This window comes from Enterococcus canintestini (assembly GCF_001885735.1).
Taxonomy (GTDB): Bacteria; Bacillota; Bacilli; order Lactobacillales; family Enterococcaceae; genus Enterococcus_C; species Enterococcus_C canintestini.
In genome coordinates, this window is record NZ_JXKG01000020.1 from 1 (window position 1) to 26,856 (window position 26,856).

22 protein-coding genes are annotated in these 26,856 nt (G+C 35.7%); 16 read left to right on the forward strand and 6 right to left on the reverse strand.

The genetic code is table 11. The features are described 5' to 3' along the window. The 7 genes from RU96_RS10390 to RU96_RS10420 form a co-directional block, all read left to right on the forward strand. Positions 1-1,280: L,D-transpeptidase family protein (locus RU96_RS10390; RefSeq protein WP_143350965.1), on the forward strand; the 1,280-nt coding region annotated here is incomplete at its 5' end. A 527-nt stretch (positions 1,281-1,807) separates the two neighbouring features. After that, on the forward strand, positions 1,808-3,601 hold the full coding sequence (uvrC, locus tag RU96_RS10395; RefSeq protein ID WP_095006343.1) for an excinuclease ABC subunit UvrC: 1,794 nt from the start codon (positions 1,808-1,810) through the stop codon (positions 3,599-3,601). Positions 3,602-3,911: 310 nt separating this feature from the next. Next, positions 3,912-4,202: a hypothetical protein gene (locus tag RU96_RS10400; RefSeq protein ID WP_249024180.1), complete on the forward strand. Its 291-nt coding sequence runs from the start codon at positions 3,912-3,914 to the stop codon at positions 4,200-4,202. A gap of 248 nt (positions 4,203-4,450) precedes the next feature. Then, positions 4,451-4,762 (forward strand): PadR family transcriptional regulator, encoded by a 312-nt coding sequence (locus RU96_RS10405; RefSeq protein ID WP_071865453.1) that lies wholly within the window; start codon positions 4,451-4,453, stop codon positions 4,760-4,762. Between the two features lie 60 nt (positions 4,763-4,822). Continuing rightward, positions 4,823-5,326, forward strand: coding sequence for a DUF2812 domain-containing protein (locus RU96_RS10410; protein WP_071865454.1), 504 nt, complete (start codon positions 4,823-4,825; stop codon positions 5,324-5,326). 206 nt (positions 5,327-5,532) lie between these two features. Next, the gene (locus RU96_RS10415) at positions 5,533-6,432 is read left to right on the forward strand and encodes an ABC transporter ATP-binding protein (RefSeq protein ID WP_071865455.1); all 900 of its coding nucleotides are present in this window, start codon (positions 5,533-5,535) and stop codon (positions 6,430-6,432) included. Then, positions 6,425-7,681 (forward strand): ABC transporter permease, encoded by a 1,257-nt coding sequence (locus tag RU96_RS10420; RefSeq protein WP_071865456.1) that lies wholly within the window; start codon positions 6,425-6,427, stop codon positions 7,679-7,681. Before RU96_RS10415 ends, RU96_RS10420 begins: the two co-directional genes overlap by 8 nt. 163 nt (positions 7,682-7,844) lie before the next feature. Here RU96_RS10420 and RU96_RS10425 read toward each other — a convergent pair whose 3' ends face one another. Both RU96_RS10425 and gloA read right to left on the reverse strand, forming a co-directional pair. Beyond that, positions 7,845-8,555 (reverse strand): gamma-glutamyl-gamma-aminobutyrate hydrolase family protein, encoded by a 711-nt coding sequence (locus RU96_RS10425; protein WP_071865457.1) that lies wholly within the window; start codon positions 8,553-8,555, stop codon positions 7,845-7,847. 129 nt (positions 8,556-8,684) lie between these two features. Next, positions 8,685-9,059 carry a lactoylglutathione lyase gene (gloA, locus tag RU96_RS10430; protein ID WP_071865458.1) on the reverse strand — a complete coding sequence of 125 codons (375 nt, stop codon included), beginning with the start codon at positions 9,057-9,059 and terminating at the stop codon, positions 8,685-8,687. A 132-nt stretch (positions 9,060-9,191) separates the two neighbouring features. On the opposite strand from gloA, the gene RU96_RS10435 reads away from it, so the two are divergent. The 5 genes from RU96_RS10435 (at position 9,192) to RU96_RS10455 (ending at position 16,595) form a co-directional block, all read left to right on the forward strand. Then, positions 9,192-9,635 (forward strand): NUDIX hydrolase, encoded by a 444-nt coding sequence (locus RU96_RS10435; RefSeq protein ID WP_071865459.1) that lies wholly within the window; start codon positions 9,192-9,194, stop codon positions 9,633-9,635. A gap of 194 nt (positions 9,636-9,829) precedes the next feature. Continuing rightward, entirely contained in the window at positions 9,830-11,545 is a 1,716-nt protein-coding gene (locus RU96_RS10440; protein WP_071865460.1) for an ABC transporter ATP-binding protein, read from the forward strand. A 380-nt stretch (positions 11,546-11,925) separates the two neighbouring features. Further along, positions 11,926-12,828 (forward strand): ROK family protein, encoded by a 903-nt coding sequence (locus RU96_RS10445; protein WP_071865461.1) that lies wholly within the window; start codon positions 11,926-11,928, stop codon positions 12,826-12,828. Between the two features lie 35 nt (positions 12,829-12,863). Then, positions 12,864-15,107: a helix-turn-helix domain-containing protein gene (locus tag RU96_RS10450; RefSeq protein WP_071865462.1), complete on the forward strand. Its 2,244-nt coding sequence runs from the start codon at positions 12,864-12,866 to the stop codon at positions 15,105-15,107. A gap of 159 nt (positions 15,108-15,266) precedes the next feature. Further along, positions 15,267-16,595, forward strand: coding sequence for a family 20 glycosylhydrolase (locus tag RU96_RS10455; protein ID WP_071865463.1), 1,329 nt, complete (start codon positions 15,267-15,269; stop codon positions 16,593-16,595). A 395-nt stretch (positions 16,596-16,990) separates the two neighbouring features. Here the strand turns inward: RU96_RS10455 and RU96_RS10460 are convergent, their stop codons facing one another. The 4 genes from RU96_RS10460 to RU96_RS10475 form a co-directional block, all read right to left on the reverse strand. After that, the gene (locus RU96_RS10460; RefSeq protein ID WP_071865464.1) at positions 16,991-18,292 is read right to left on the reverse strand and encodes an alpha-L-fucosidase; all 1,302 of its coding nucleotides are present in this window, start codon (positions 18,290-18,292) and stop codon (positions 16,991-16,993) included. A gap of 26 nt (positions 18,293-18,318) precedes the next feature. Next, positions 18,319-18,825: a hypothetical protein gene (locus RU96_RS10465; protein ID WP_071865465.1), complete on the reverse strand. Its 507-nt coding sequence runs from the start codon at positions 18,823-18,825 to the stop codon at positions 18,319-18,321. A gap of 33 nt (positions 18,826-18,858) precedes the next feature. Next, the gene (locus RU96_RS10470) at positions 18,859-20,736 is read right to left on the reverse strand and encodes a beta-N-acetylhexosaminidase (protein ID WP_071865466.1); all 1,878 of its coding nucleotides are present in this window, start codon (positions 20,734-20,736) and stop codon (positions 18,859-18,861) included. A gap of 77 nt (positions 20,737-20,813) precedes the next feature. After that, the gene (locus RU96_RS10475) at positions 20,814-21,449 is read right to left on the reverse strand and encodes a YesL family protein (RefSeq protein ID WP_071865467.1); all 636 of its coding nucleotides are present in this window, start codon (positions 21,447-21,449) and stop codon (positions 20,814-20,816) included. A gap of 287 nt (positions 21,450-21,736) precedes the next feature. Between RU96_RS10475 and RU96_RS10480 the strand changes: the two genes are divergently transcribed. The 4 genes from RU96_RS10480 to RU96_RS10495 all read left to right on the forward strand — a co-directional run bounded on the left by RU96_RS10480 (position 21,737) and on the right by RU96_RS10495 (position 26,714). Next, a complete protein-coding gene (locus RU96_RS10480; protein WP_071865468.1) occupies positions 21,737-23,080 on the forward strand; it encodes an alpha-L-fucosidase in 1,344 nt (447 codons plus the stop codon). Positions 23,081-23,167: 87 nt separating this feature from the next. After that, a complete protein-coding gene (locus RU96_RS10485) occupies positions 23,168-24,124 on the forward strand; it encodes an ABC transporter permease (protein ID WP_071865469.1) in 957 nt (318 codons plus the stop codon). Positions 24,125-24,139: 15 nt separating this feature from the next. Continuing rightward, complete coding sequence (locus RU96_RS10490; RefSeq protein WP_071865470.1) at positions 24,140-25,048, forward strand: carbohydrate ABC transporter permease; 909 nt, start codon at positions 24,140-24,142, stop codon at positions 25,046-25,048. A gap of 37 nt (positions 25,049-25,085) precedes the next feature. Then, entirely contained in the window at positions 25,086-26,714 is a 1,629-nt protein-coding gene (locus RU96_RS10495; protein WP_071865471.1) for an extracellular solute-binding protein, read from the forward strand. The last annotated feature ends 142 nt before the right edge of the window (positions 26,715-26,856 follow it).

The window sequence follows — 26,856 nt, forward strand, 5'->3', positions numbered from 1 at the left end:
GTCAAAGTATGAATTATTCAGGTCAGCACTTTAACGGTAAAAAGTACTACACTCTTTATGAAAATAAAAACAAAAAAGATACTTGGGTAGGTTATCTGGAAGCTAAAGATATTAAACTTGCTGCTGGTAGTCAAGGTGTCTATCAAAGTTTGAATCGTTATGTCACCATTACCAATAAAAACTATAATACTTGGAGTAATTTTAGTTGGAAAAAACGTGCGACGACTGCTTCAATGGCAACCAAAACTTACTTGGCTAAAGGTATGTATCGCCATTACAATGGGGCAACTTATTATAGTTTAAGCGATAATAAAAATCATTGGGTGGGCTACTTAAATGCTAGTGCTGCAAAACAAGCTACAAGTGCTGGCGGAATTGCCCAAAAAGAAAATCGCAAAGTAAGAATTAATTCAAAAACAGCAACTTTCTGGCGTAACTTTAATTGGCAGAAAAAAGAAAGTGCCGCAAAATACTATGGCAAAGTTTATACAGTGAAATGTAAATATCGTCATTTTAATGGTGCTTGGTATTATTCCATTTATAACGGCAATACTTGGATAGGCTATTTAAATGCAGGTTTTACCGGAACACCTCATACAATTTACAGTACTAAAAACATTAATCGTTACGTCCGGATTAATTCCAATAGTGGTAATTTTTATAGTCAGGCAGATCCCAACAGTAGTAAAAAAGGCGCGAAAAAGACTTATAAAGGCTACATGGCGCAAGCGACAAAAGAGGCAAAAACAAGTAGCGGTACGTATTATTATGTGGTCTTACCAGGTGGAGCTTTGGGCTGGTTAAAGGCAAGTGAAACGACGAATGTTCATAATCGTTTTTACATGTATACTACCGGTGGACGCTATCCTTCTTTAAAAGTTAAAAATTTGAATATTCAAGTTTCAGTCAAAAAACAACGGGTATATATTCGTTCAGGTTCTAAGACGATTTATACCATGTTATGTTCAACGGGTTTGGGCTTGTGGCCTAATAATTTAAGTACGCCTTATGGCAATTTCAAAATTCAAGCAGAACGAGGAAATTCCTTCTGGTTTGGTGGCTCTGGTGGTGCGTTTTATCGTTCTTACCACCAACATGGTGTGTACTTGTTCCACACTGTTCCAATTGCTTATCCTGGTACAACGACTGCCTTTAATCATATTGAAGGTATGAAATTAGGACGGCGGGCATCTCATGGTTGTATTCGGATGTCAGTAGCAGATGCGAAATGGTTCTATTATAATATGCCAGGAAACACACCAGTAAAAATTTATTATTAAATTGACACAAGTAAAAGCAGCGAAAAAATCTTTTCGCTGCTTTTGGCTTTTCCAGAGAGCTAAACGAGTTCCTTTAGCTTTTCTTATGATCCAGCACAGGCAGCAACTCTTCGGGAAAAATTCAAAAATTAGTTTCTGGTATAGTGCACCAGAAAGCAAATTTCTGAGATTTTTCCAAAGAGCTAACCACTGCCTTTAGCTTTTCTTTGATCTAGCTTCATGAACTAGCTCTCTACGGCAATAAGCCAAAATCTTGCGAAATTTGAGAAACAATTTAACAAGATTTCGTCTTATTGCTTGAGAGCTGAACGAGTTCCTTTAGCTTTTCTAGTGATCCAGCACAGGCAGCAACTCTTCGGGAAAAATTCAAAAATTAGTTTCTGGTAAAGTGCACCAGAAAGCAAATTTCTGAGATTTTTCCAAAGAGCTAACCACTGCCTTTAGCTTTTCTTATGATTTGACGTGCATGTTATAATGGAAGGTGCTTTTAAAGCATACCATTAGCAAAAGAAATGGGTGAAAAAGACGTGAATGAACGAATTAAAAATAAATTGGCACTTTTACCAGATCAGCCTGGCTGTTATCTAATGAAAGATAAAAATGGCACGATTATTTATGTCGGAAAAGCCAAAATTTTGAAAAATCGAGTCCGTTCTTACTTTACCGGTAGCCACGATACTAAAACAGAGCGACTGGTATCTGAGATTGAAGACTTTGAATATATTGTGACCGAATCAAATATTGAAGCGTTATTGCTTGAGATTAATTTAATTAAAAAGAACGATCCCAAATACAATATCATGTTAAAAGATGATAAGACGTATCCTTTTATTAAAATTACTAATGAAGCGTATCCACGCTTATTAATTACTCGTAAAGTTTTAAAAGATAAAGCGTTATATTTTGGGCCGTATCCAGATGTGGGAGCAGCTAATGAAACCAAAAAACTTTTAGACCGTCTTTTTCCTTTACGAAAATGTAAAGTATTACCAAAAGAAGTCTGTCTGTACTACCATATGGGGCAATGTTTAGCACCTTGTGTGTTTGATGTCCCAACGAAGGTTTATGAAGAAATGGTTGCTGAAATTAAACGCTTTTTAAGTGGAGGACACACGGAAATTCGCGACAATATTGCAGCAGAAATGGAAACGGCCGCTGCAAATTTGGAATTTGAAAAAGCAGCGGAATTACGGGACCAAATTAAAGCAATTGATACGGTAATGACCAAGCAAAAAATGACCCAAACTGACTTTATGGATCGCGATGTTTTTGGTTATGCAATTGATAAAGGTTGGATGTGCGTCCAAGTCTTTTTTGTCCGCCAAGGTAAATTAATTGAACGCGATGTTTCCATCTTTCCTTTTTATAATGAAGCCCAAGATGATTTTTTAACCTATATTGGACAATTCTATCAAGAAAACGAACATTTTATTCCAAAAGAAGTTTTAATCCCTGATGATATTGATAAAGAGTCTGTGGAAGCTTTATTGCAAACTAAAATTTTACAGCCTAAACGCGGTGAAAAGAAAAAATTAGTAGAATTGGCGAATAAAAATGCTGGCGTTGCGCTAAAAGAAAAATTTGATTTAATTGAACGTAAAGAAGAGCGAACAATTGGCGCAATTGAAAGTCTGGGAAATGCGATGGGTATTCCTACTCCTGTTCGAATTGAGGCCTTTGATAACTCTAATATTATGGGGACAAATCCGGTTTCTGCGATGGTAGTTTTTATTGATGGCAAACCGGCTAAAAATGAATACCGCAAATATAAAATTAAAACCGTAACAGGGCCAGATGACTATGCATCGATGCGGGAAGTGATTTATCGGCGTTATTCTCGTGTTTTAAAAGAAAACCTTCCTTTTCCTGATTTAATTGTCATTGATGGAGGCAAAGGACAAGTAGATGCGGCTAAGGAAGTTTTAGATAACCAGTTGGGGCTTGATATTCCGATTGCTGGTTTAGCAAAAAATGAGAAACATAAAACTAGTGAAATGCTCTTTGGCCCTGAATTAGAAGTGGTACCACTGGAACGAAATTCACCTGAATTTTTCTTATTACAACGAATTCAAGATGAAGTCCATCGTTTTGCGATTACTTTTCATCGGCAGCTTCGCAGTAAGAATAGTTTCGCGTCAAAATTAGACGGTATCGCAGGTCTTGGGCCCAAACGAAAAAAAGCTTTATTAAAAGAATTCAAATCGTTAAAAAATATTCAAGCTGCTTCATTAGCAGAAATTAAAGCGATTGGTATTCCAGAGGCAGTAGCCAAAACGATTCAAACAACATTAGCTGCAGATAAAAAAAATGAAGAACAATAAATTTTATGTTTTTTATCGTTTGGGACAAAAGGTTACTAGACTGTAAATGCAAACAGCTTAGTTATTTCATCCCAATTGTTAAAGCGTAAAAAACATCTAATCGTTCCAGACGAAATAAGTGGATTGATTTCAGCATAAGAAGCAATCTTAGAAAATTGCTACTCAAATTTTGGTGAAATTTCGGTTTATTTAAGAAGTTACTTCTTTCAATCCATTTGTTTAAAATTGGGGGTGTGACAAGCTTTTGTCACGCCTCTTTTTTGACAAAATCATTATTTTTTTCGTTGTTAAATTAAAGGGGGAAAAAATAATGTATTTGATTGTTAGTCCCAATCAACTGGGATATTTTAAGCCAGAAACAACAGCGCGACGTTTAAAGACGTTTTTACAAGCCGAATCAGATGAAGCTCTTTTTTTGGCGTACATTGATTTTATTCAAATTTGTCATAAATTGTTTGTTAAAGTCGCCCCTTTAAAACCTGCTCTTTATCAAAAAGAAGTCGATACAATTTATCGGCGCCCCGATTGGACACCGTATATGGCTTTTTATTTTGAAAAGTTAAGTGTTTTTTTCATAAGGATACTTGGGTTTATCTGTTAAAAAAATACCAACTATATCAACGGCAATTTTTAGTTCGCTTACTTTTTTTGCAAGCAGAAAGAAAAAGAATAAAAAGTTGGTTACGTTGGCATTTGATTTTGACAAATCCAGTTGGTTACAAGAATAGTAGCTAATTAAAAAAGCAAATAGGAGTGAAAAAAACAGCTTTCTATGATTGACAGTAGTGAAAGTCTAGCATACTATATCATTAAGTGATATATCATGGTGTGATATAGAGGAGGGTTAAAATGGAAGATGCGCTGTCAGATAGTGTATATGTGATTTTGCTCGTATTGTTAAAACCCCAACATGGTTATGGAATTATGAAAGAAATTAGTGAAATAACTAGTGGCGAAATGGAAATCGGTCCGGCTAGCATGTATACGAACTTAAAAAAATTACAAAAGGCTGGATTTATTACACTGACAGAAAATTCGGATCGCAAAAAAGTTTATCAGATTACAGCAAAAGGAAAAAAAGCATTGGCCAAAGATGTCCAAAGACGACGCATTTTTTATGAAGCTGGTGCAACGTTACTTGCAAATCACGACATTTACTGATTAAAAAAGTTGCCATAAAAGTGGTTCTTTTGACAGGTTATTTAAAAGTGAGGGGTATGTATGAGAATTGGGAATAGAAAATATTTATTAAGTTTAGGCGTTGCTTTTTATCCTGAAAAAGAAATGCTGCGCTTAAACCAGCAGGCACAGCTAGGCTGGCATTTTGTTAAGATGAACGTATTTGGCTTATTAGTCTTTCAAAAAGCAGCCCCGCAAAATCTTTTTTATGCGGTAGATTATTTTGCAGGACCAAAAGAGGAATTAGCTGACTATCTGGCGTTATATGCCAGTAGTGGTTGGAACCATGTCACGACATTTGGCAAACGTTATTGTTATTTTGTCAGTACTAATAAAAGCATACCACTTTTTACCGATGAACAAAGTTATCGTAGTCGAATTTTGCAAGAATGGCAGCAGCAATTACTGCGCTCTTGCTGGGCAACACTATTGGGAATTATTTTTTATTTTTGTGGCAAAATAATATTCGGTAGTGATTTGGTTACTTGGCCCCTTCTTTTTTTGGCGGCAACTTTATTGCTAGCCAGTTTTCCTGTTATTTTTTAATGTGTATGCTCACAACGAAATTAATCTATCAAAAAAGAACAGCCTATTATAAACAACCACTTAAATTTGCAAAAAAACAAAATATTATTCGCGACACACTAATATTGATGATTTTAGGAGGGCTTTTTGGCGCTTTATTAGCCTTTATTGTAATTTAGACAATTTTTTTATGATGGAACATAAACGAAATTAGGAGGAGTGAAGAAATGCTAACGGTTAAAAATTTGGAAAAAAGATTTGGAGATTATACAGCAGTTGATAACCTTTCTTTTACGATTCAAGATGGAACAATTATGGGATTGATTGGCCAAAATGGCGCGGGAAAAACAACGACTTTTCGCTTAATTTTAGATTTTTTGACGCCAGATAAAGGTGAAATTTTATGGAATGGGGAAAAGATTGGCAGTAAAGACTACAATATTATTGGTTACTTACCAGAAGAACGTGGACTCTATCCTAAAGTGACGATTGAAGACCAACTGATTTATTTTGCGGAATTACGAGGAAAAAAACGTAAGGATATTTTACCAGAAATCGACAAGTGGATGGATAAATTCGAAGTAAAAGGAAAAAAAACAGATAAAGTAAAGTCGTTATCAAAAGGGAACCAACAAAAAGTACAACTCATCGCCACTTTAATTCATGAACCGAAACTGGTTATTTTAGATGAACCGTTTAGTGGCTTGGATCCGGTTAATGCTGAACTTTTAAAAAATGGCATTATTGAATTGCGACAAAAAGGAGCCTGTGTCATTTTTTCCAGTCACAATATGGATAATGTGGAGAAAATATGCGATCACCTGATTATGTTAAAAAATGGTCAGACAGTTTTAAATGGTAAAGTCCATGAAATTCGTGAATCATTTGGCCGCAGCAAGCTCTTTTTAGAATCGTCTTTAACAAAAGAAGAGGTGGAAGGAATTGATGGGGTAGCTGAGGTAGTTAAAGCAGAAGATAATACCTTAGCCATTACCTTAAAAGATCCGGCGGCAGGGAAAGAAATTTTCATGCGCGCGACTCAAAATGGCTATATTCCGATGTTTAATCAGCAACCCCCAACCTTAGAAGAAATCTTTAAATGGAAAGCAGGTGATGACCATGAATAAGTTTTGGGTGATTGCAAAAGATGTTTATAAGAAAAATGTAAAGTCAGTCAGTTTCTTAATCTTAATTCTTGCACCCTTTATAATGGGAGCTTTTTATTACTTTACAGGTCAGCTGGCAGATAATTCAAGCGTTAATAAAATTGGTGTCTATTCTGAAAATGAAGCTCTAGCAAAGGCCTTTACCCAATTGAATCATGATGATTATGAATTCCAAGTAATTTCTTCAAAAGAAAAAGCTGAAAAAGAATTGTCAGCAGAAAAATTGGATGCCTTTTTAGTTTTAACCGCCAAAGAAGATAGTTTTACCGGCAAAGTCTATGCTGAGTCTTCGGTGGGACAAACGACGCAAATAATGTTACAACAACTATTAAGCCAAATGCAAAGTACTTCACGGGCAAAAGAAATTGGTCTAACTTCAGCAGAAGTAGCGCGTTTAAGTGAACCAGCCCAGCTCACCACACAAAAGGTCTCATTTGATAAGGCTGGTAATATGTCAGCAGAAACCGATCACAGTAGTTTACAAATGATTGTAACCAATGTTTCGGCGATTATTTTATTTATTTTTGTCGTAACGTATTCAAGTATTATTGCCCAAGAAATTGCTTCTGAAAAAGGTACTCGGATTATGGAAGTTATTTTATCAAGTACTAAAGCCCAGACCCATTTTTATGGGAAATTAACCGGTGTTTTAATGGTGGCCTTAACTCAGCTGGTGATTTATGGCGTCATGATTGTCTTTGGTTATCAGAAATTTAAAGATATGGATATTGTTAAACAATTCATCGGTGATACTTCTTTGGAGAGTCTTTTTGGTCCATTTCTAATTTTCTCAGCTATTTTTGTAATATTGGGAATTTTATTGTATGCCGTTTTAGCAGCGCTTTGTGGTTCTTTAGTGAATAAAGCCGAAGATACGTCAAAAGCGATTATTCCCGTGACTTATTTGTCAATGGGTGCTTACTTTTTAGCATTGTTTGTGGGAATGTTTGATCCGCAAAATATTGCGCTACGGATTTGTTCTTATATTCCTTTCTTTTCTTCTTTTGCGATGCCAGTACGTTTAGCCAATGATACTGCTAGTATCTCTAGCGCTATTGTTTCAGTGGTCATCTTAGCTGTCTTCACTATTTTCTTAATGCTGATTTCATCTGGTTTGTATAAATCAAATGTTTTAGTTTATAACGAAAATGGTGTGATTGCCGCCTTAAAACAATCCTTTACCATGATGAAATCAGAAAATAAAAAATAAAAGAAACAGCTTGTCTGAGGACGGATCGTTGTGGCGGTGTGACAAAAATTTTGTCACACCGTCTTTTTTGTAATACAGTTCTGACCAAAAAATTTCTGTCACAACTTTATTACAACAATCTCTCAGATAAGCTGTTTCCAATTTTGGCTTTCCTTACGAGTAATTAAGCAAACTTTTGCACGAAATAATTGAAAAATTCGCGTTCTTTTTCAACAGTAAAATAAGCTAATTCTGGATGCCATTGAACCCCCATAATCGAATGGTTGATACTTTCAATACCTTCAATAACGCCATCTGGTGCTGTTGCAGTGACGATAAATTCATCTGCTAGTGTATCTATTACTTGATGGTGAAAAGAGTTGACTTGGTAAGTTTGAGGAAGAAATTCTCCCAAGCGCGTATTGATATCAATTTCAACGGTATGAGTTGGTAGCTCAAATGGTGTTGGCACTTGTACATGTTTTAAAAGCGGGGCGTCTGCTAAACTTAAATCTTGTAAAAGGGTACCACCAAAAGCAACGTTTAGCAGTTGCATACCACGACAGACGCCAATAATCGGTTTTTTTGCTTTGAGGGCTTCTTTAACGAGTGCCATTTCAAATAAATCACGGCGATGATTGGTTGCTCCTAGTTTTTGATGAGGCAAAGCACCGTAACTTTCTGGCGATACATCTTGGCCCCCTGCTAAAAGTAATTTATCAATTTGTTGAACATAGCTTTTGGCATCTTCTACTGAACCAATGGGTAAGAGTAGCGGTAAACCACCGGCATTTTGTATGCCAGATACAAAGTTGCGGGGAGTATAGCTAATCCAGTGACTATCTGTGTCAATCATGGTTTGTTCATTGGCGGCAATGCCAATAATTGGTTTCATATTTTCACGTCCTTTTAAAAGAGAACTGTTATTAAAGAAGTTGACTAAAAATTGTACCGAGCATTTTTTAGTGAAAACTAAAAGTTAAAGGTAATGAAGGCCTTTATTAACAGTTCAATTTAAATCCTACTATTTTTCTCGGATAACTTCGATTTTATAACCGTCAGGATCAACTACAAAATAATAAGAAGGAGCCGTACCAGGTAAGCCTTTTAAGTCAGTTAGATTATATCCTGCTTCTTTTTGCTTTTTGTGTAAGGCTTCTAAATCACTAACGGCAATTGCAATATGACCATAACCATCACCCAAATCATAAGCACCATGATCGTAGTTATATGTTAATTCTAACTCGTAATCATCTTCTGGTAAGCTTAAGTAAACCAAAGTAAATTTATTTTCGGGAAAGTCACGGCGACTTTTTTCAACAAAGCCAAAAGCTCCCTCATAAAAGGCTAATGAAGCCTCTAAGTCTTTGACACGTACACAAGTATGAGCCATTTTCATAAAAAATCAGTCCTTTCTATTTTATAAAATCATCTTATCATAGCCAGTTAGCCCTGATAAGAAATACGCTTTGGCTTGTGAAAATAACAACATTTCGGTAAAATAAACAAAATGAAAAGTGGAGGTTGCAAAATGGAACCAGTGTTTGGGAAAAAGGAGCAAGACAAAACCTATCAAGCGCGCTATGGTGCTTATGTCGTAGTAAGTCGCAAAAAAGGACAAGAAGTTATTTTGGTACAAGCTCCAAATGGTGCCTATTTTTTACCGGGAGGAGAAATTGAAGGGGCTGAAACGCATCTTGAAGCTATAAAGCGGGAAATGTTAGAAGAATTGGGCTTTGAGGTTGTAGTGGGAAATTATTTAGGTGAAGCAGTAGAATATTTCTATTCAAGCCATCGGGATACATATTTTTATCATCCTGGTTATTTTTATGTGGTCAACAGTTGGGAAAAAGTTGCCGCCCCCACTGAAAAGACCAATAATTTACGTTGGGTGACACCTGATGAGGCGATGCTTTTGTTAAAACGGGGCAGTCATCGTTGGGCAGTGCAAAAGTGGATGCAAATAGAAAATTAAAAAATTACCGGACTTTAACCAAGCTAATCTTTTTGGTTGAAGTCTTTTTGTATTTTTACCAGAAAGAGGCGCGAATTGTACTGTGTTTTTGCCAAAATTTCGTTATAATGGATAAAGTTGTCTGCTGTTTTCGTGTTTCTGACAAGAAAAATCATCAGCGGTTTGTAGTAAATTATGTGTAAAGGAGAAAAAAGATGCTAAAACGTTTTTTTAAATATTATCGTCCTTATAAAGGACTATTCATCCTAGATTTTACCTGTGCTGTTTTAGCTGGTCTATTAGAGTTGGTATTTCCAGTGGCAGTCAATGAAGTTATTGATAAAATTATGCCCCAAAAAGAATTTCGCATTATTCTAATGGCTTGTTGCGCACTGTTTTTATTTTATATATTAAATACTGTTTTACAATATATCGTGGTCTTTTTTGGTCATAAATTGGGGGTTAACATTGAAACAGACATGCGTAAGGAATTGTTTGCGCATTTACAAACCCAACCGTATGAGTATTACGACAATCAAAAGACTGGTAAATTAATCAGCCGTTTGACCACCGATTTATTTGAAATTTCAGAAGTTGCCCACCATGGTCCAGAAGATATTTTTATTACGCTTATGACGTTAGCGGGTTCATTTTTATTAATGTTACATACCCATGTGAAACTAGCAATTGCAACTTTTGCTTTATTGCCTTTAATTACGATTGCACTAGTGTTTTTCAATAAAAAAATGACGAAAGTAAATACGCGCATATACGAAAACTTAGGCGAATTTAACGCTGGGGTTGAAGCTTCGGTTAGTGGTATTCGAGTAACCCAATCTTTTGCAAATGAAAATTTTGAGGCAACTCGTTTTGCGGGCTTGAGTGAAGCCTATCGACAATCGAAGATTTTGTTTTATCGTGTGATGGCGGTAAGTTCAGCTTATAACTATTTACTAATTCGGCTAATTAATTTATTTACTTTAATTTTTGGTTCTTATTATGTAATTCAAGGTGAGTTAACGAACGGTCAATTTGTTGGTTTTATATTATTAGCCAATGTTTTTGTGCGACCGATTGAAAAAGTGAATAATATGATTGAAAGTTATCCCAAAGGCATTGCTGGTTTTAAACGTTTAACAGAAGAATTAGATAAAAAACCTAATATTTTAGATCGTCCCGATGCTATTGCGGTGAAGGAATTAAAAGGCGATATTTTATATCGGGATGTTTCATTTTCTTATGGAGGCGAAAAACCAGTTTTAGACCATATTAATTTGGCTATTGCACCGGGAGAAACGGTGGCTTTTGTCGGTCAAAGTGGTTCTGGTAAAACAACTTTATGTAACTTATTGCCCCGCTTTTATGATGTAACCGGTGGTGCCATTACAATTGATGGCATCGATATTCGGCAAATGACATTAAAATCGTTACGCAATCAAATTGGGATTGTGCAACAAGATGTTTTCTTATTTCCAGGCAGTATTAAAGAAAATATCGCTTATGGTCGTTTAGATGCAAGCGATGAAGAAATCATGGCAGCCGCTAAGCTTGCTCATTTGGATGGCGTCTTAGCGCAAATGCCTGATGGAATTGAAACTCAAATCGGAGAACGTGGGGTAAAATTATCTGGGGGACAAAAACAAAGAGTTGCCATTGCACGCATGTTTTTAAAAAATCCGCCAATCTTAATATTAGATGAAGCAACTTCAGCGCTTGATACCGAGACAGAACAAGTCATTCAAGAATCGCTTAATTCGCTGGCTAAAGGCCGGACAACTTTAATCATCGCCCATCGATTAGCTTCTATTAAACACGCTAGCCGAATCGTTGTGGTCAGTCCAAAAGGAATCGTAGAACAAGGTAGCCATGAAGAATTAATGGCAAAAGGCGGCGCTTATCGGGCGCTTTATGAAGCACAGTTTAGAAAATAATAAAAAAATCGCTATTAAAGATTAGCCCCTACGTTAGATTAAAATCTATGTTAGGGGTTTTTATATAGCATAATCTGCTGGCGAGCGGCTAAAATTTGTTATGTAAGTACTAAAGTTTGTTGCTATAAATTTATTTATTTTATCCGTATACTAAAACAGTGTTATCGTGTTTTTGAACATAGAATCAAAAGTCTTTTAATTAATAAATTTTAGTGAATAACAAAAAAATGAAAGCGTAGACAACGTTATTTTAATACGTTATAATCAAAGCTGTTGCAAAAGCATACAAAATGTGATTTTTAAAAGTAATTAAGATTTCACATTTTGTTGCGATTTTACATAGGAAAAAGAAAACGAGTGAAGGAAAACGAGGTGCCAAAATGAAGATTGTCGCAGTTGATATCGGCGGAACAGGGGTAAAAACTGGCTTGTTAAAATTAAACGGAGAAATAATGCAAAGCCATGATTTTAAGACACCAAGAGAAAATTATGCGCTTTTAACCGAGCAACTTATTGCGCATATTACGAAATATTACGACCGTCAGTTTGATGGTATTGCCATTAGTAGCACGGGCTTAGTCGATCCGCTAACACAAGAAATTGGGATGAGCTCACCTATTTATGAACCTTTTGGTAAAAAATTAGTAAGTACATTATATAACCATTACCACGTTCCGGTGAGTGCAGAAAATGATGGGAATTGTGCGTTATTAGCCGAAAAATGGTTAGGAAATGGCAAAAATTGTCAAGATCTCGCGTTGATTGTCTTAGGGACTTCAGTCGGTGGGGCAGTTATGTTGAACGATCAATTGGTTCGTGGCAAACATTTATTGGCAGGGGAATTTGGTTTTATGCTATTTCCTGTTACATCCCCGCATAAAAAGTGGGAGATTTGGAGTATTACCGGTGCTACGCGTAGTTTAGTAAATGAGGTTGCTTGTAAAAAAGGGATAGCGGCTGAAAAATTAGATGGTCAAAAAGTCATAAAACTCTATCAAGCCAAAGATAAGAGTGCAATTTTAGCAATGGATCACTTCATCGAAGAACTAGCGGTTGCTTGTTACAATTTACAGTATATTTTAGATCCAGAAAAAATTTTAATTGGTGGGGGAATTTCAAAAGCGGAAATATTGTTACCGCTATTACAAATAAAAATCAATGAATTGGCGGCTAAAATTCCCAGCAATGTTTTAATCCCTAAAATTGAAAATTGCGCCTTCTTTAATCAATCTAACTTGTTGGGGGCTTGTTATGATTGGCAACAAAAATATCATTTGGATTAGCTAAAAGACGGTAGAAAAGTGATAGGGGAGAAAAAATGAAATTGAAGTTGAAGAAATTACCATTATTTCGTATGACTGGGCTGACGCGTTCCATTTTGTCTTATTTAGTCGTTTTTTTATTTCCATTTTTAATTGTTTCAGGAATTTGGTTTAAAACATCCAAAGACAGCATTAATCAACAAGTCACATTATCTGCACGCAATCATTTATTACAATTACAATCAGCCTTTGAGAATAATTTGATGCAATTAAATGATTTATCCCATCAAATTCCTTTTGATAACAAACTCTCTTTGGCACAAACAAATCATGCCTATTACGCCACAGAAGGACAACAAAGTCTAAAGAAAAGCCGATTAGCAGGTAGTATCGTAGCGGATGTCTTTTTGCTTTATTATGATAAGCCAGAGGCGCTTTTTTCGGCTGACGGTTGGCTTTCTCTTGATGTCTTTTTAAAAGAAGCTAAGGCAGAAAGCTTTGCTAAAAACCAAGTGGCAGAATTATTTCAAACTAAAGTACCAAAACTGGTTAATTTAGCGTCAAAAACAGCAATCAGTAAGCGCCTTTATTATCTTGTTCCCTTACAAAATCAAGACCAAGTAGCTTATGGAACAGCTATCTATGCCATTAAAGACTCCAGTATTCAACAACTTTTAGACCAATCAACTTTTGGTGAAGAAAGTTCCAACTTTATTGTCAATAAACAAAATGAAGTCTTATTTCATACTGGCAAAAAAGAACTCTTGACCTACTTGAAAGAAAAAGAACAACTGCAACAAGTAACAAAAAAGACTCACGTAAAAATTGAGCAACAAGACTATCAAATCCAAGCTTTGGACAAGTCTAGCTTTGATTTAGCTTATATTTCTTTAGTAGATCCTAATAATGCACTAGACTCAGTAAATCAAGTGCAGCGAAATTTGCTTTATTTTATTGGTTTTATTTTAATCATTGGGGCTATGGTAGTTTATGTCTTAGGCAGGCGCAGCTATCAACCGATGCGTCAGTTGGAAAAATTGATTGCAAATTACACGACCCAAGAAGTGAAAGAAGGGGAATATGCGCCGTCATTTGTGCATGAAAGAATTGAACAATTTCTAGACGAAAATAAAGCACTCCACCAAGAAATTAAACGACAAACACCCCATGCCAGAGAACAAGTTTTACGTAAATTAATTGGGGATAGGATTAAAACACAAGCGCAGTTGCAACTTTTATTAGACTCGGTGCACGTAAAACTGACTGGTCAACACTTTTTTGTTATGACAATTAGTACAAAAGAAAACACATTAAACGAATTTTCAACAGAGCATGACTTATTAATCGAATATTTACAAACGGTTAAAGGAAAAGGTTATACCGCCTATGCCACGGAAATTTTATCAACACAAGTGATTGCAATTTTAGTGGGCTATGAAGAGATAACTGGTGCCAAACGCATTGCAGAAGCTTTCCATCATGAAATTTTTGATTTAGTTGGGTTGCAGTTAACCATTGCCATCGGAGATCCGGTGGATAACTTGATTGAAATTAACCGCTCCTTTATTGAAGCATTGGCAGCTTTGGAATATGCCTATAGTCAAAAAAGTCAAAAAATTATTTTTTACGATGCATTAAAAGATGAAACGAAAAAAGCTGGGATTCATTATCCTGACTCAGAAGAAATGAAACTAGTACAAAGTTTAACGCAAGGGGATTATGCAGTAGCCACAGAAACCATTCACGCTTTAATTGAAGTGGGAGTAAAACAGGGCTCCCCGAATGCCCAAAAAATGTTTGGTTTTTATTTATTAAATACACTAACCAAGTTTGCTAGTAAAATTGATAGTCACGACGCGCTAATGGTGGCTGAAAAAGCGACTGATTTTCATAGTTTATATGATTTAGAACCGAATCTGTTGCAAATTGCTCAGCTTCTTTGCGCATTAGTGCAGGAAAAGCCACAAAATAAAGAATCGCAATTAAAGCAAGAATTATTTGACTTTATCAATAAAAATTATGCCGCCTCACAACTATCTTTGGAGTGGTTGGCTGAAGAATTTGACATGTCTGTTTCTTATTTAAGCCGTTTTATTAAAAAAGAAAGTGGGCTCACTTTCTCAAAATACATTCAAGAACTACGCTTAAATAAAATTAAACAAGCTTTAGTTGAAACCAATCGTCCGATTAAAGATATTATTCGTGATGCAGGATATTACGATGTTTCCAATTATACCCGTAAGTTTCGGACAATCGTAGGTGTAACGCCAGGGCAATACCGCACCTTACATCAAAATTAGCAGCCAGTAAATAGGTACAAACGGTATTTTATTATTATAGGAAAATAAAACATATAAATGAGAGCTTAAAATGACAAGCGAAGTTAAAGTCACACATTGTGGCAAAGACAGTAGCCTTTTATGATAAAAAAGTAAATAGAAATAAAGGAGCTTAATAAAATGATAACAGCCAGTAAAAATAGTCTAGCCAATGTGACCAAACGAATTAACTTACTTTGCCAAGAGCTACAAGTGGAAAAACCGAATTTTATTTTTGAACTCACTGATAATGTCACAGCTGATTTTGAAATTAAAAAAGAAGCAAATGGCATTTATATCAAAGCCCAAGAGGAAAAACAACTTTTTTACGGTGCCACCAAAGTCATGCAATCTCTACTGGTGAAAAGAAACTATAATAGCAGTTACAAAGGGGCGATTGCAGAACGCTGTGTGATGATTGACATGGGGCGTAAATTCTTTTCTTTGGCACAGTTAAAACAGTTAATTCGCAGTTTAGCGCTATTTCAATTCACACATCTACAACTCCACTTTTCTGAAAATGAAGGATTTCGGATTGAATCGGAATTGCATCCAGAAGTCGTGTCAAAAGCGCATTTAAAAAAATCAGAAGTAAGAGAAATTATTGCTTATGCAAATTACTTCTTTATTCAAGTTATCCCAGATTTTGATACGCCGGGGCATTTGCAAAAAATTTTGGCCCATTATCCTCAATATCAATTAACGTGTTTTGATGAAGCGGGAAATTTAACCAAAGACAAAAAAGCGTTAAATATCCTTGATCCGGCTGCCGTTAAATTGATTCAAGATTTTTATCGGGAGTATGGAGAGCTATTTGCTGAAAGTTGCTATTTTCATATTGGGGCTGACGAGTTTGTCGATTTTGATCAAATCGAGCGCTATCCGACTTTAAGTGCTTACGCAAAGGAAAAATATGGGACTGAGGCCAGTGGGATTGAAGTATTTATCGAATATGCGAACCAAACAATCGACTTTGTGCGTCAATTAGGTTTTATTCCGCGGGTTTGGAATGACGGCTTTTTCCGTTTGAATCGCTCAGAAAAGTTATCTCTATCACCAGACTGCGAAATTTCTTATTGGACGCGCTGGAATCAAAATATGGCACCGGTAGAAACTTTCTTTGAGAAAGGGTATGAAGTCATTAATCATAATGATAACTTTTTTTATTACGTTTTAGGAGAAGCTGCGAGTTATACTTATCCGACTTATGAAAAAATCAGTCAAGATTTTACTTTAACGACATATGCCGGCAATCAAGTAGTCGCCGAACAATACCTTTTACAAACGCCCCAAATTGCTTTAGCTATTTGGTCTGATATTCCGCAAGCTAAAACACAAGCAGAAGTTATTGCAGATGTTTTTTATCTGCAAGCTGCGCTCAGTCAAAAAGTATTTGCTGAAGAGCCTTTAAAAAAGACTGATTTTGAGCCACTTTTTGACATTTGGCAACAGTCTTTAAAAGTTGAATAAACGTATTTAACTCGCAAGTAATAAGCTGGAATTTCCGAAAAATGCTACTCAAATTTTTGCGAAATTTCAACTTATTACCGTAGAGAGTTCGTTTGTGAAACTAGACAATAAGAAAAGTTGAATAAACGCGTTTAACTTGCAAGTAATAAGCTGGAATTTCCGAAAAATGCTACTCAAATTTTTGTGAAATTTCAACTTATTACCGTAGAGAGTTCGTTTGTGAAACTCGACAATAAAAAAAGTTGAATAAACGCGTTTAACTTGCAAATAGAAGAAATAATTTAATAAATTATTCTTCACAGCGCTAAAATTTTTGACATATTTAGTCAGAAGTTGCTTCTTTCACATTGTTTATTCGCAAAAAAAGCTGTGACAAAAAGTTGTCACAGCTTTTTTTAGTCTTTTAATGTGATTTCAATGACTGGAACTAAGACAGGTGGTTTTTCAACCGGTAAAGTAATGACGATATCATCAGGGTCAATGATAGCCTCAGTGGAAGTGATGACTTCGTCTTTGTCAAAACCACGGTAAAAAATTTCTGATCCATCATTTAATAAACGAATAAATGAAACATCTTTTGCTAATCCTTTTAAATGCAGATTGCGATAAGGATAAGAAAAGAGGTGTAAATATAGTTTATTTGCATTTTGCGTATAACGACAATCAAGTGGTGCTTCATAGTTGGCCTTTGTACAGCCGATTATAGCATCCTGATGAAGTCGCATCCAATCCCCGATTTCTCTTAAGCGTAGTGCTGTTTTGTCATCAATTTCGCCCCGCGGATTCGGCCCAATATTCATTAAGAAATTCCCATTTTTAGCAACCGTATCAATTAACATTTTTAATAACATTTCACTTGATTTCCATTCGTAATTATCTCGATCGTAACCCCAAGTGCCATACATCGTTTGGCAAGCTTCCCACAAGACTGATTTTCCATCTTTTATAAATGGTTTGTCGGGTTGGAATTGTTCGGGGGTGGTCACGCCTCTGTTTAAATCAAGCCGGTCATTGATTAAAATATGGGGTTGTAACTGTAAGCAAAGTGCCTCTAGTCGCTCACTGTCCCAATCGAATGCGCCTTTACCTTTTGCAAAGCCCCAATCGCGGTGGGCATAAGAAAAATCAAACCAAATATAATCAATTTTCCCATAATCTGTTAGTAATTCTTCGACTTGGCCTGCTAAGTAATCTTGATATTTTTTTAGCTGGCGTAATTCATTACTCTTTTGATAAGTTTCGTTATTCCGCATTGGATGTAAGCCGTCGATGGGAAAATCTGGATGATGCCAATCAATTAAAGAGTGATAGAGTCCAATTTTAATGCCTACTTTTCGAAAGGCTGGCAAAAGTTCGGCTAAAAAATCCCGTTTAAAAGGTGTATTGGTAACTTTATAATCGGTTAAGTGGGAATCCCACAGTGCAAAACCTTCGTGGTGTTTAGTGGTAAAAACCATGTATTTTACCCCACAGTCTTTAGCTGCTTGCGCCCATTTTGTAGCATCAAATAAATCGGGATTAAAGTTTTTGAAATATTTTGCTTGATATTCTTTTGGATCGATTTGTTCTTTAGTCATAAACCACTCATGACGTGCGCCAACACTAAATAAACCAAAGTGAATAAATAAGCCAAAGCGATCATGAATAAACCAGCTGGGATCAGGGTAAGTACTAGGCCAATTGGCAAAATTTGTCATTTTAAGAGAACTCCATTTCTATTATGTTAATCAATGAAACTTGTGTCTGCCATATTTGTTTCTTTAATTTTCCAGCTACCATCTTCTTTGACAAATAAATGCCGTGCTTCTGAGATATGGTTGCGGTATTTTTCTTTTCCTTGATTGATAGTTTTTTGTTGTGCTTTAATTACCATTTGATTTTGCTCTTGTTTGATTACCTCAAAGCTCAACAGTTCGTGATGTAAATCGTAGGAGGCAAAAAATTTATCCATCTCTTTTTTAGTAGCGGCTTGGGCTTTTTTGATTAAAGTATCTGCATAAGCGGTGCTATCTTTAGCATTGGCGGCTTGTAGATTTTGTTGTAACAAGGTTAAGCCAGCTTTTGCCGCTTTTTGGTCCGTAATTTTACCAGTAATTTGGATACTTTCTGTCTTATCTTTTGATGGCGTAATAATAGCTTCTGCTGCCTTTTGATGGGGAAAAACATAGAAGAAAATAACGCCTGACAAGATAATAAGAGTTAAAATAAGTTTGCGATAACTTTTATTCATAACAACACTGCCTTTCTAATTTTTGTAAAATTTTTATACGTCAGATAACTTACTAGCAGAATAGATGCCATAAAAGAGGTTACGGCCAATCGTGCCAGGATCTAATGGATAAGGTCCGTCAAAAGGTAATCTTGGTGCATTGAGTTCTTCAAGCGTGTTAATTTTTCCTGTTACATATTGTTCTATACGCCAAATTGCCGTTTGACAGCGTTTTATTAATCCTGCATAACGTAACTCTAAAATTTCCCAGCCAAAAGGTTTGTACCATTCAAACCATAAATCGCGATGGGCTAGATGGAGTTTTTCTAGTGATAAAACCAATTCTTTTAGCTGTAAAATACTCTGTTTCAATTCCTCATCATTGTGATGTTGGTACGCCAAAAGAGTTGCAGTATTAATCGTTGCCTTTTTAGCTAAGACGTTTGCAAGTTGCTGGTAGTAAGCAAATAAAGTAGCACTTACGGTGGTTGGCTGAACAGTTTTTAAAGTTCTAGCTAAGTTTTTATACCAGTTTTTTAAATCATAGGGCTGTAACGTTTCTTCATAAAGCCCAAAAAGCAGATCTTGATAGAGAAGCAATTTACTAACATTGGAACCACCGGGATTATTTTTTGCCACGCCTGGTGTTTGATCAAAGCTATCTAGAAGTAGATAGTCATGAGCTGTTTGCCTATGAAAAAGTTTAAATCGTTTTTCTACTAATTGTTGACTAGGGCTTTTTGTATATTGTGCTTCGGCGAAATACTGAAGGCCTAAAAGTGCGGCAATATGCGCTGTTTCTTGGCCATCGTCACCCCATAACGTAGCGTAGACTTGTTTAATTTGTTGCTTTTTAGCAGCGCTAAGGCCCGCGCTAAGAGTAGCAATCGACTTGCCATAGTTTGGCGCTAAGCCATTCCAAGTCCAAACGCCACTTGCAAAAATTACGGGTTTTGCTAATTTTTTGTGATTTTTAAAATTTGTAAGATAATCTTTTTCTTCATGGTGATAATAATCCCAATAGACCATGGCAACGTTTGGGATATTTTGCACCAATGTTTTTTGGAAATGAACTTCAGGATCATAATAGTCTCCAGATTTACTACCAATCCGAAAGAACATATCACTCCACATCATTGCCTCTAAGCCATATTTTTCGCAAATAGGAATGACTTTATTTAAGTGTTTAGACATAATGCTAAAGGGATCTTCTAAACTATGTTGTTTTAAATAGCGGCCCAGACCTAATTGGTGGGCTTCATCCATACCAATGTGAATTTGTTTTGAGCGAAAAGAATTTGCACAAGTTTTAATCATACTTTCAATCAATAAATAAGTATTTTTATCATCCACTAAAAGAATGTCGGAAGTATCTTTTAGCTTGCGGGCGTAATTCCAACGTAACGGGTTACTAAGATGGGCTAATGTTTGAATCGCTGGAATTAATTCCACCCCCAAAATAGCAGCAAAATCATCTAATTCTTTTAATTCCGCTTGCGTATATCGGCCTCTAAAATGGCCAAAATAAGGATATTCTTCTATTTCATAAGTATCTTCTAAGTACAACATACAACTGTTTAATCCCATTTTTGCGATTAAAGTGAGCATTTTTTTTAATGCAGGTACCGTCATAACTGCATTGCGGGAAAAATCTAATAAGGGACCAATTTTTTCAAAATGAGGCTGTTCTTCATAATTAAAATGCTCGCCACACCGATTATGCCAAAGGGTGAGGGCGCGAAATAATTGCGGTAAATTACCGTAAATGAAAGTAGCTTTGTGAAAATTGGCATAAATTTGTAAGTGCTCACCTGGTTGTAATTGTAATTGGTAATCACTTTGTTCTTTTGAAGTGAGTTCCCAGTTCAAATTTTTAGCTACAATGTTGCAAAATAGCGGCGAAATACTAGCTCCGCTTAAATGGACTTTCATTTTTTTTCCATCCTTTATAAAAATTAAGTTTATTGTTAGGAAGTGTTACATGTACAATATTTTAATTCAAAGTATGACTAGCTTTTGGCGTTACAATTATTTGCTTCAATTTTTTTCATCGCTTGTAAAGAAAACCAGCTAATTGGTAAAAGTAAAAGCGGTACCGCTGCAATTAACATTAAGATGGGAAAAATTGTAGTAATAGCGGTGGCAACCGCAATTCCCACACCAATAGCAATCGTTTCAACAATACTTGCAATCATTAAAAAAAAGGCTTGTTTGAAATAATTTAAACAGCTGAGTTCGTAGCGCCAATAAACGGGAAATAAAAAGACTCCCACCAGTAGTGAAAAAACAAAAAAGATAAGTAAGAAAAGATGAATTAGCTGATTTTGTAGTAATTGACCAGCAACACGAATATCTAACCACAAGACAGCTAAGATAAATGTTTGGATAAAGCCTAAAAGATTAGTCTTTTTAAAGGCGACCTGATAGCTCTTTTTGAAATCTACAAAAAGTTGACTTGAAAATTCTTTAGTTTGAAAAAACTGAAAAAAGAGACTAATAACAGCACTTGTGGCAGGAAAAACCCCTAGCAAAATGCCTCCTTTTAAAACGCCGTACCACCAAAAAAATTGTAGTTTGACTAGTGCAATTAAAAATTCGCCTAAATTATAAGTTGCTTTGATCATACCTTTTTGTTTTTTTTCCATTGTTATGCCTCCATCGTATTAAAAATAGCAAAGTACAATTTTCTTATAAAAAAATGATAGCACTTACAAAGGTTGTAAAATAGGGGTTTATCTAAAATACATGCTGAGGTAAAAACTTACACATTCTACCAAATGCTAAAAAATCAAGCTCTTAAATCAAATTTGCAAAAAGAATGCGTTTACATATCCGCTTTTGTTTTACATATTGTTAGCTTTAATATTTACCGCTACATTAAAAGAGAAAAGAGCAAACAAAACTTAAAAACAAAATTGAAAGGAGTATTAACGTGACAGTAATTAGAGGCGATATTGAAGTAGCTAAAAATAGTGATGTCATTGATCATAATATTTATCCTGAAACAGAGATGTTAAAAAAACGATTGGAATGGTTTCAGGATTTGAAATTAGGTGTCATTTTTCATTACGGTCTTTATGCGCAAGCGGGGATTGTTGAATCGTGGCAATTATCGCAAAAAGATGAATGGGCTAGAACAGGGCGCGCGTTTCGGCAAGACTTTAAACAACTGCAACTGGACTATTGGAACTTAATTTCAAAATTTAACCCTACCCAGCTAGATGCCAAAAAGTGGGCGAAAACATGTAAAGAAGCTGGTTTTAAATATTGTATTTTTACGACGAAACATCACGATGGCTTTAATATGTTTAATACAATGGAAAGCGAATATAAAATAGGTGGGAAATTGAGTCCGTTTAAACGCGATATTTTAAAGGAAGTTTTTGAGGCTTTTCGGGCTGAAGAAATGGCAATAGGCGCTTATTATTCCAAAGCAGATTGGTACTCGCCTTTTTATTGGTTAGACGATGAGACGATAAAAGGACGTACGGCAAGTTATGATCCAACAGCGCATCCTGAAATTTGGGCGCGCTATAAAGAATTTGTCCACCGCCAGATTCATGAAATTACCCATAATTATGGAACAGTAGATTTATTGTGGCTTGATGCTGGGTGGTGTGGTCAAGGAAAAGAAGATTTAGATATGGATCAATTGGCTGAAATTGCTCGTGAGCAACAAGAGGAATTGATTATCGTTGATCGCATGATGGGGGGACGGCATGAAAATTATGTTACCCCGGAACGAAAAATTCCAAGTTATGCAGAAATTCCTAATAAGCCGTGGGAAAGTAATATTCCGATTGGGAATGATTGGGGGTATGTCCCAAGTGACACCTTTAAATCTAGCCAAGAATTAATTGAAACATTTGTAGAAGTAGTAGCCAAAGGGGGCAATTTAATTTTAGGCGTTGGACCTACTCCAGAAGGAACTTTTACTAAAGAAGAAACTGCGATTTTAAATGATATTGGTAATTGGCTTAAAATATATGGTCATGGCATTTATGAAACACGCGCTAAAGTCGAAGGAAAGATTAGTCCTTGGCAACTAACATATGCTAAAGATGAAACAAGACATTTCGCTTTTTGCAGTATCAACCAGTTACCAAAAAGAATCTATTTAAATGAAATTAAAGCCCAAATAACAGATCAACTAGTCGATATGAAAACAGGTGTACGACTTAAAATTTATCACGAAAATGAAAACGCTTATCTAAATGTGAAAGATATTGAACTACCAAAGGTTGGTATGATAGGAATTGAAATTATCACACATTGAAAAAAATCCACACATTGCTAAGAAAGCGGATACATGATTAGATAAAAACAACAGATCACGATAATCAAAAAACAAGGAGGACTAGAAATGGAATTATCATCAAGAGAGCTTTTAAAAAAGAAGCAAGAGAAGACACGCTGGGAAAAAATAAAATTAAAATTTTATACAGGACGTCAGTTGTACTTATTCGTCTTACCAGCTTTTATCGTCGTCCTTATTTTTTCTTATATTCCGATGTACGGTGTAATCATTGCGTTTAAAGATTTTATTCCTTCATTAGGAATTTGGGGTAGCCCGTGGGTTGGGTTCAAACATTTTCAACGTTTCTTTGAATCGTATTACTTTTGGGATTTACTTAAAAATACGTTAGGGATTAGCTTATATTCTTTAGCAGTTGGCTTTCCTTTACCAATTATTTTGGCTTTAGCTTTAAATGAGCTAAAAGATAGTCGCTTTAAAAAATTCACGCAAACTGTTACGTACGCACCGAATTTTATTTCAGTCGTAGTTGTCTGCGGGATGTTAATTGCCTTTTTAACTCCTTCCACCGGGATTATTAACCACTTATTAGACTTTTTAGGTTTTGAGCGAATTGCGTTTATGAATGATCCCCGCTGGTTTAAAACAGTTTATGTTTTATCTGGTGTTTGGCAAGGGACAGGTTGGGGTTCTGTGATTTATTTAGCAGCTTTGTCTGGTGTAGATACACAGCTTCATGAGGCTGCGACAGTGGATGGTGCCACACGTTTACAACGCGTTTTTTATATCAACATTCCGACGATTATTCCGACAATGGTTATTTTACTAATTATGAATGTCGGTAGCTTGATGTCTTTGGGCTATGAAAAAATTCTATTAATGCAAAATGCTTTAAATATGGATTCATCCAATGTTATTGCGACTTTTGTTTACAAACAAGGTCTATTAGATGCCCAATATAGTTATGCATCAGCGGTGGGACTTTTTAATGCTGCAATTAATGCGTTTTTATTAATTGTAGTCAATAAAATATCCCGTAAAGTCAGCGAAACAAGTTTGTGGTAGAAAAGGAGCAAGCAGATGAATACAAAAACTATTAGTGTATCTAAAACAGATCGACTTTTTATGGGCGTCGTCTACTTATTTATTGCCTTAGCACTATTTCTGGTTTTATATCCGTTAATTTATGTTGTAAGTGCCTCAATTTCGAGTCCAACAGCGGTCAATTCCGGTGAAATGTGGTTGTTACCAAAAAATATCACTTGGGAAGGGTATAAAACGATTTTAGGTTATGACACGATTTGGCAAGGATATTGGAATACGATTAAATATACCGCCATTGGAACATTTATTAATTTGGCATTAACGCTTCCTTGTGCTTATGCAATGGGGCGACCAGAATTTTACGGTCGTAATTTATTTATGAAATTTTTGATGGTGCCAATGTTTATTGGTGGTGGCTTAATTCCAAGTTATTTATTAATTAAAAACTTAGGGATGATTGATACAGTTTGGGCCATTACTTTACCAGGTGCGGTTTCTGTTTACAATATCGCCATTACTAGAACTTTTTTCCAAAGTACCATTCCAAGAGAGATGGAAGAAGCGGCGTTAATTGATGGCTGTACAGATTTTCAATTATTTTTCCGTATTATCTTACCACTTTCTATGCCAATCATTGCCGTAATGGGATTATTTTGTGGCGTAGCTCATTGGAACAGTTACTTTAGCGCATTGATTTATTTCACTGATAAATCTATGTACCCATTGCAACTTGTTTTAAGAGAAATACTGGTTAATTCTGACATGGCAAAAGAAGGTGCGGCTATGAGTTCTGCGGCGGCTGAAGTGGCCTTTAGTAAACAACAATTAGCAGCCGTGATTAAATACGGCGTCATGATTGTATCGACATTGCCGATTATTATGATTTATCCGTTTTTACAGCGTTACTTTGTGAAGGGCGTAATGGTTGGCTCACTAAAAGGCTAACCGTCAAAATATAAATTTTTTAAAGTGAGGGAATGAAATGAAAAAGAAATATGTGTTAATCGCGTCATTATTAATGGCAACATCTTTATTAGCTGCTTGTGGGAGTAAAGAAGGTTCTGCCACGCAAAAAGAAAATATTAAAGTTGAAGAAAAAGGTATGCCAATTGTTAAAGAGAAAATCAAAATGACGATGATGGCTCCGGGACTAACTAAAACTGAATGGGAAGATTTAGCCGCAGCCAAAGCTTTAGAAGACTTAACGAATATTGATTTTGACTATATTACACCACCCCAAACCGACTTTGAAACCAAATTAAACTTGGCTTTTGCTTCAGATGAATTACCAGATGTTATCTTTGGAGCAGGATCATCACTATTGAAAAATTCAGTTCAGTCTGATCAAGGGGCACAAGGAAATTTACTAGCTTTAGAAGATTTAATTAAAGAACACGCACCGAATTTAAATAAAATTTTGGAAGAAAATCCAGAATTTAAAAAATCGATTACAGCGCCAGATAGTCATATTTATTCACTACCACGCTTATATCCTGAAGAAACATCAAATCCTCTTTATATTTCACCACTTTGGTATAACGGAGAATGGTTAGAAAAACTTGGCGTAAAAGAATTACCAAAAAATACAGACGAACTATATACATTATTGAAACGTTTTAAAACAGAAGATCCAAATGGGAATGGCAAACAAGATGAAATTCCATTATCAGATGGTAACAAATTGTTAATTATTCGGACTTGGTTACTACCAGCATTTGGAATGAAGTCACAAACAATTGAAGAACAAGACGGCAAAGTTCGGTTTGCTGCGATGTCAAAAGACTATAAAGAATATTTAACTTTTATGAACAAACTATATTCTGAAGGTTTATTGGATAAAGAAGTCTTCTCACAATCACCTGATCAATTCCAAGGTAACACTGAAACAGATAAAGTTGGTTTGTTTAGTGCATATGCTTCTTACATGGCTACAGGTAAAAATCCAGCAGATGCTTTAAATGATCCAATGTTCCAACAAATAACTTCTGATATTCAAGATACACCACTAGCACCAGGGCATCCACGGGTTGGTACCGGTACTTTTGCGATTACTAAAAAATGTCCATCACCTGAAGCTGCAATTCGTTGGGCAGATTACTTGTATACAGAAGAAGGCGCTGATTTAGCAGGTAATGGTCCAGAAGGCGCATTTTGGCAATATGAAACCAATAAAGATGGTGAAAAAGTCCGCGTTTATGTCGGAGAAGATAAACAAAAAATGGAAGAAGATCGCGGTAAAATCGGGATTGACTATGGCTTAGTAACACCAGGTTTACAAAACGACTACGTTACTTCAATTAGAGAAACCGCAGATGCACCAGCTCGTAGCATTTGGTCTGAATTCCAAGAAAAAGAAACTAAAGCAAAAGTAACGCCTTATGAAGAAGTGCCATTCCCAGTTGTGTATATGACTAAAGAAGAAACAGATCAAATCGCAACTACTAGCACTGACATTTTAACTTATGTGGAACAAATGGAAGCCAAATTTATTACCGGTGTGGAAAGCTTAGATAACTGGGATAAATATGTGAAAAATCTAAAAGGCATGGACGTTGATAACTATGTGAAAGTTTATCAACAAGCATACGATCGCTGGGCAAAAGCTGAGTAAAACTTGCAAAAAAAGGTGCTCGGTATAGCAAAATTACCTTTTACAAAAATCAGATACCCATTTGTCTAACAGAGAGAAACTATTTTTTAAGGAATCTGATTTAGCTAAAAAGCTCTTTTAAAAATGCCGTTTATAGCTAATA

Excerpts from the sequence above, each read along its gene's own strand:
- RU96_RS10400 (WP_249024180.1), top strand. The coding sequence starts at position 3,912 with ATGTATTTGATTGTTAGTCCCAATCAACTGGGATATTTTAAGCCAGAA.
- RU96_RS10405 (WP_071865453.1), top strand. The coding sequence starts at position 4,451 with ATGGAAGATGCGCTGTCAGATAGTGTATATGTGATTTTGCTCGTATTG.
- RU96_RS10410 (WP_071865454.1), top strand. The coding sequence starts at position 4,823 with ATGAGAATTGGGAATAGAAAATATTTATTAAGTTTAGGCGTTGCTTTT.
- RU96_RS10415 (WP_071865455.1), top strand. The coding sequence starts at position 5,533 with ATGCTAACGGTTAAAAATTTGGAAAAAAGATTTGGAGATTATACAGCA.
- RU96_RS10420 (WP_071865456.1), top strand. The coding sequence starts at position 6,425 with ATGAATAAGTTTTGGGTGATTGCAAAAGATGTTTATAAGAAAAATGTA.
- RU96_RS10425 (WP_071865457.1), bottom strand. The coding sequence starts at position 8,555 with ATGAAACCAATTATTGGCATTGCCGCCAATGAACAAACCATGATTGAC.
- gloA (WP_071865458.1), bottom strand. The coding sequence starts at position 9,059 with ATGAAAATGGCTCATACTTGTGTACGTGTCAAAGACTTAGAGGCTTCA.
- RU96_RS10435 (WP_071865459.1), top strand. The coding sequence starts at position 9,192 with ATGGAACCAGTGTTTGGGAAAAAGGAGCAAGACAAAACCTATCAAGCG.
- RU96_RS10440 (WP_071865460.1), top strand. The coding sequence starts at position 9,830 with ATGCTAAAACGTTTTTTTAAATATTATCGTCCTTATAAAGGACTATTC.
- RU96_RS10445 (WP_071865461.1), top strand. The coding sequence starts at position 11,926 with ATGAAGATTGTCGCAGTTGATATCGGCGGAACAGGGGTAAAAACTGGC.
- RU96_RS10450 (WP_071865462.1), top strand. The coding sequence starts at position 12,864 with ATGAAATTGAAGTTGAAGAAATTACCATTATTTCGTATGACTGGGCTG.
- RU96_RS10455 (WP_071865463.1), top strand. The coding sequence starts at position 15,267 with ATGATAACAGCCAGTAAAAATAGTCTAGCCAATGTGACCAAACGAATT.
- RU96_RS10460 (WP_071865464.1), bottom strand. The coding sequence starts at position 18,292 with ATGACAAATTTTGCCAATTGGCCTAGTACTTACCCTGATCCCAGCTGG.
- RU96_RS10465 (WP_071865465.1), bottom strand. The coding sequence starts at position 18,825 with ATGAATAAAAGTTATCGCAAACTTATTTTAACTCTTATTATCTTGTCA.
- RU96_RS10470 (WP_071865466.1), bottom strand. The coding sequence starts at position 20,736 with ATGAAAGTCCATTTAAGCGGAGCTAGTATTTCGCCGCTATTTTGCAAC.
- RU96_RS10475 (WP_071865467.1), bottom strand. The coding sequence starts at position 21,449 with ATGGAAAAAAAACAAAAAGGTATGATCAAAGCAACTTATAATTTAGGC.
- RU96_RS10485 (WP_071865469.1), top strand. The coding sequence starts at position 23,168 with ATGGAATTATCATCAAGAGAGCTTTTAAAAAAGAAGCAAGAGAAGACA.
- RU96_RS10490 (WP_071865470.1), top strand. The coding sequence starts at position 24,140 with ATGAATACAAAAACTATTAGTGTATCTAAAACAGATCGACTTTTTATG.
- RU96_RS10495 (WP_071865471.1), top strand. The coding sequence starts at position 25,086 with ATGAAAAAGAAATATGTGTTAATCGCGTCATTATTAATGGCAACATCT.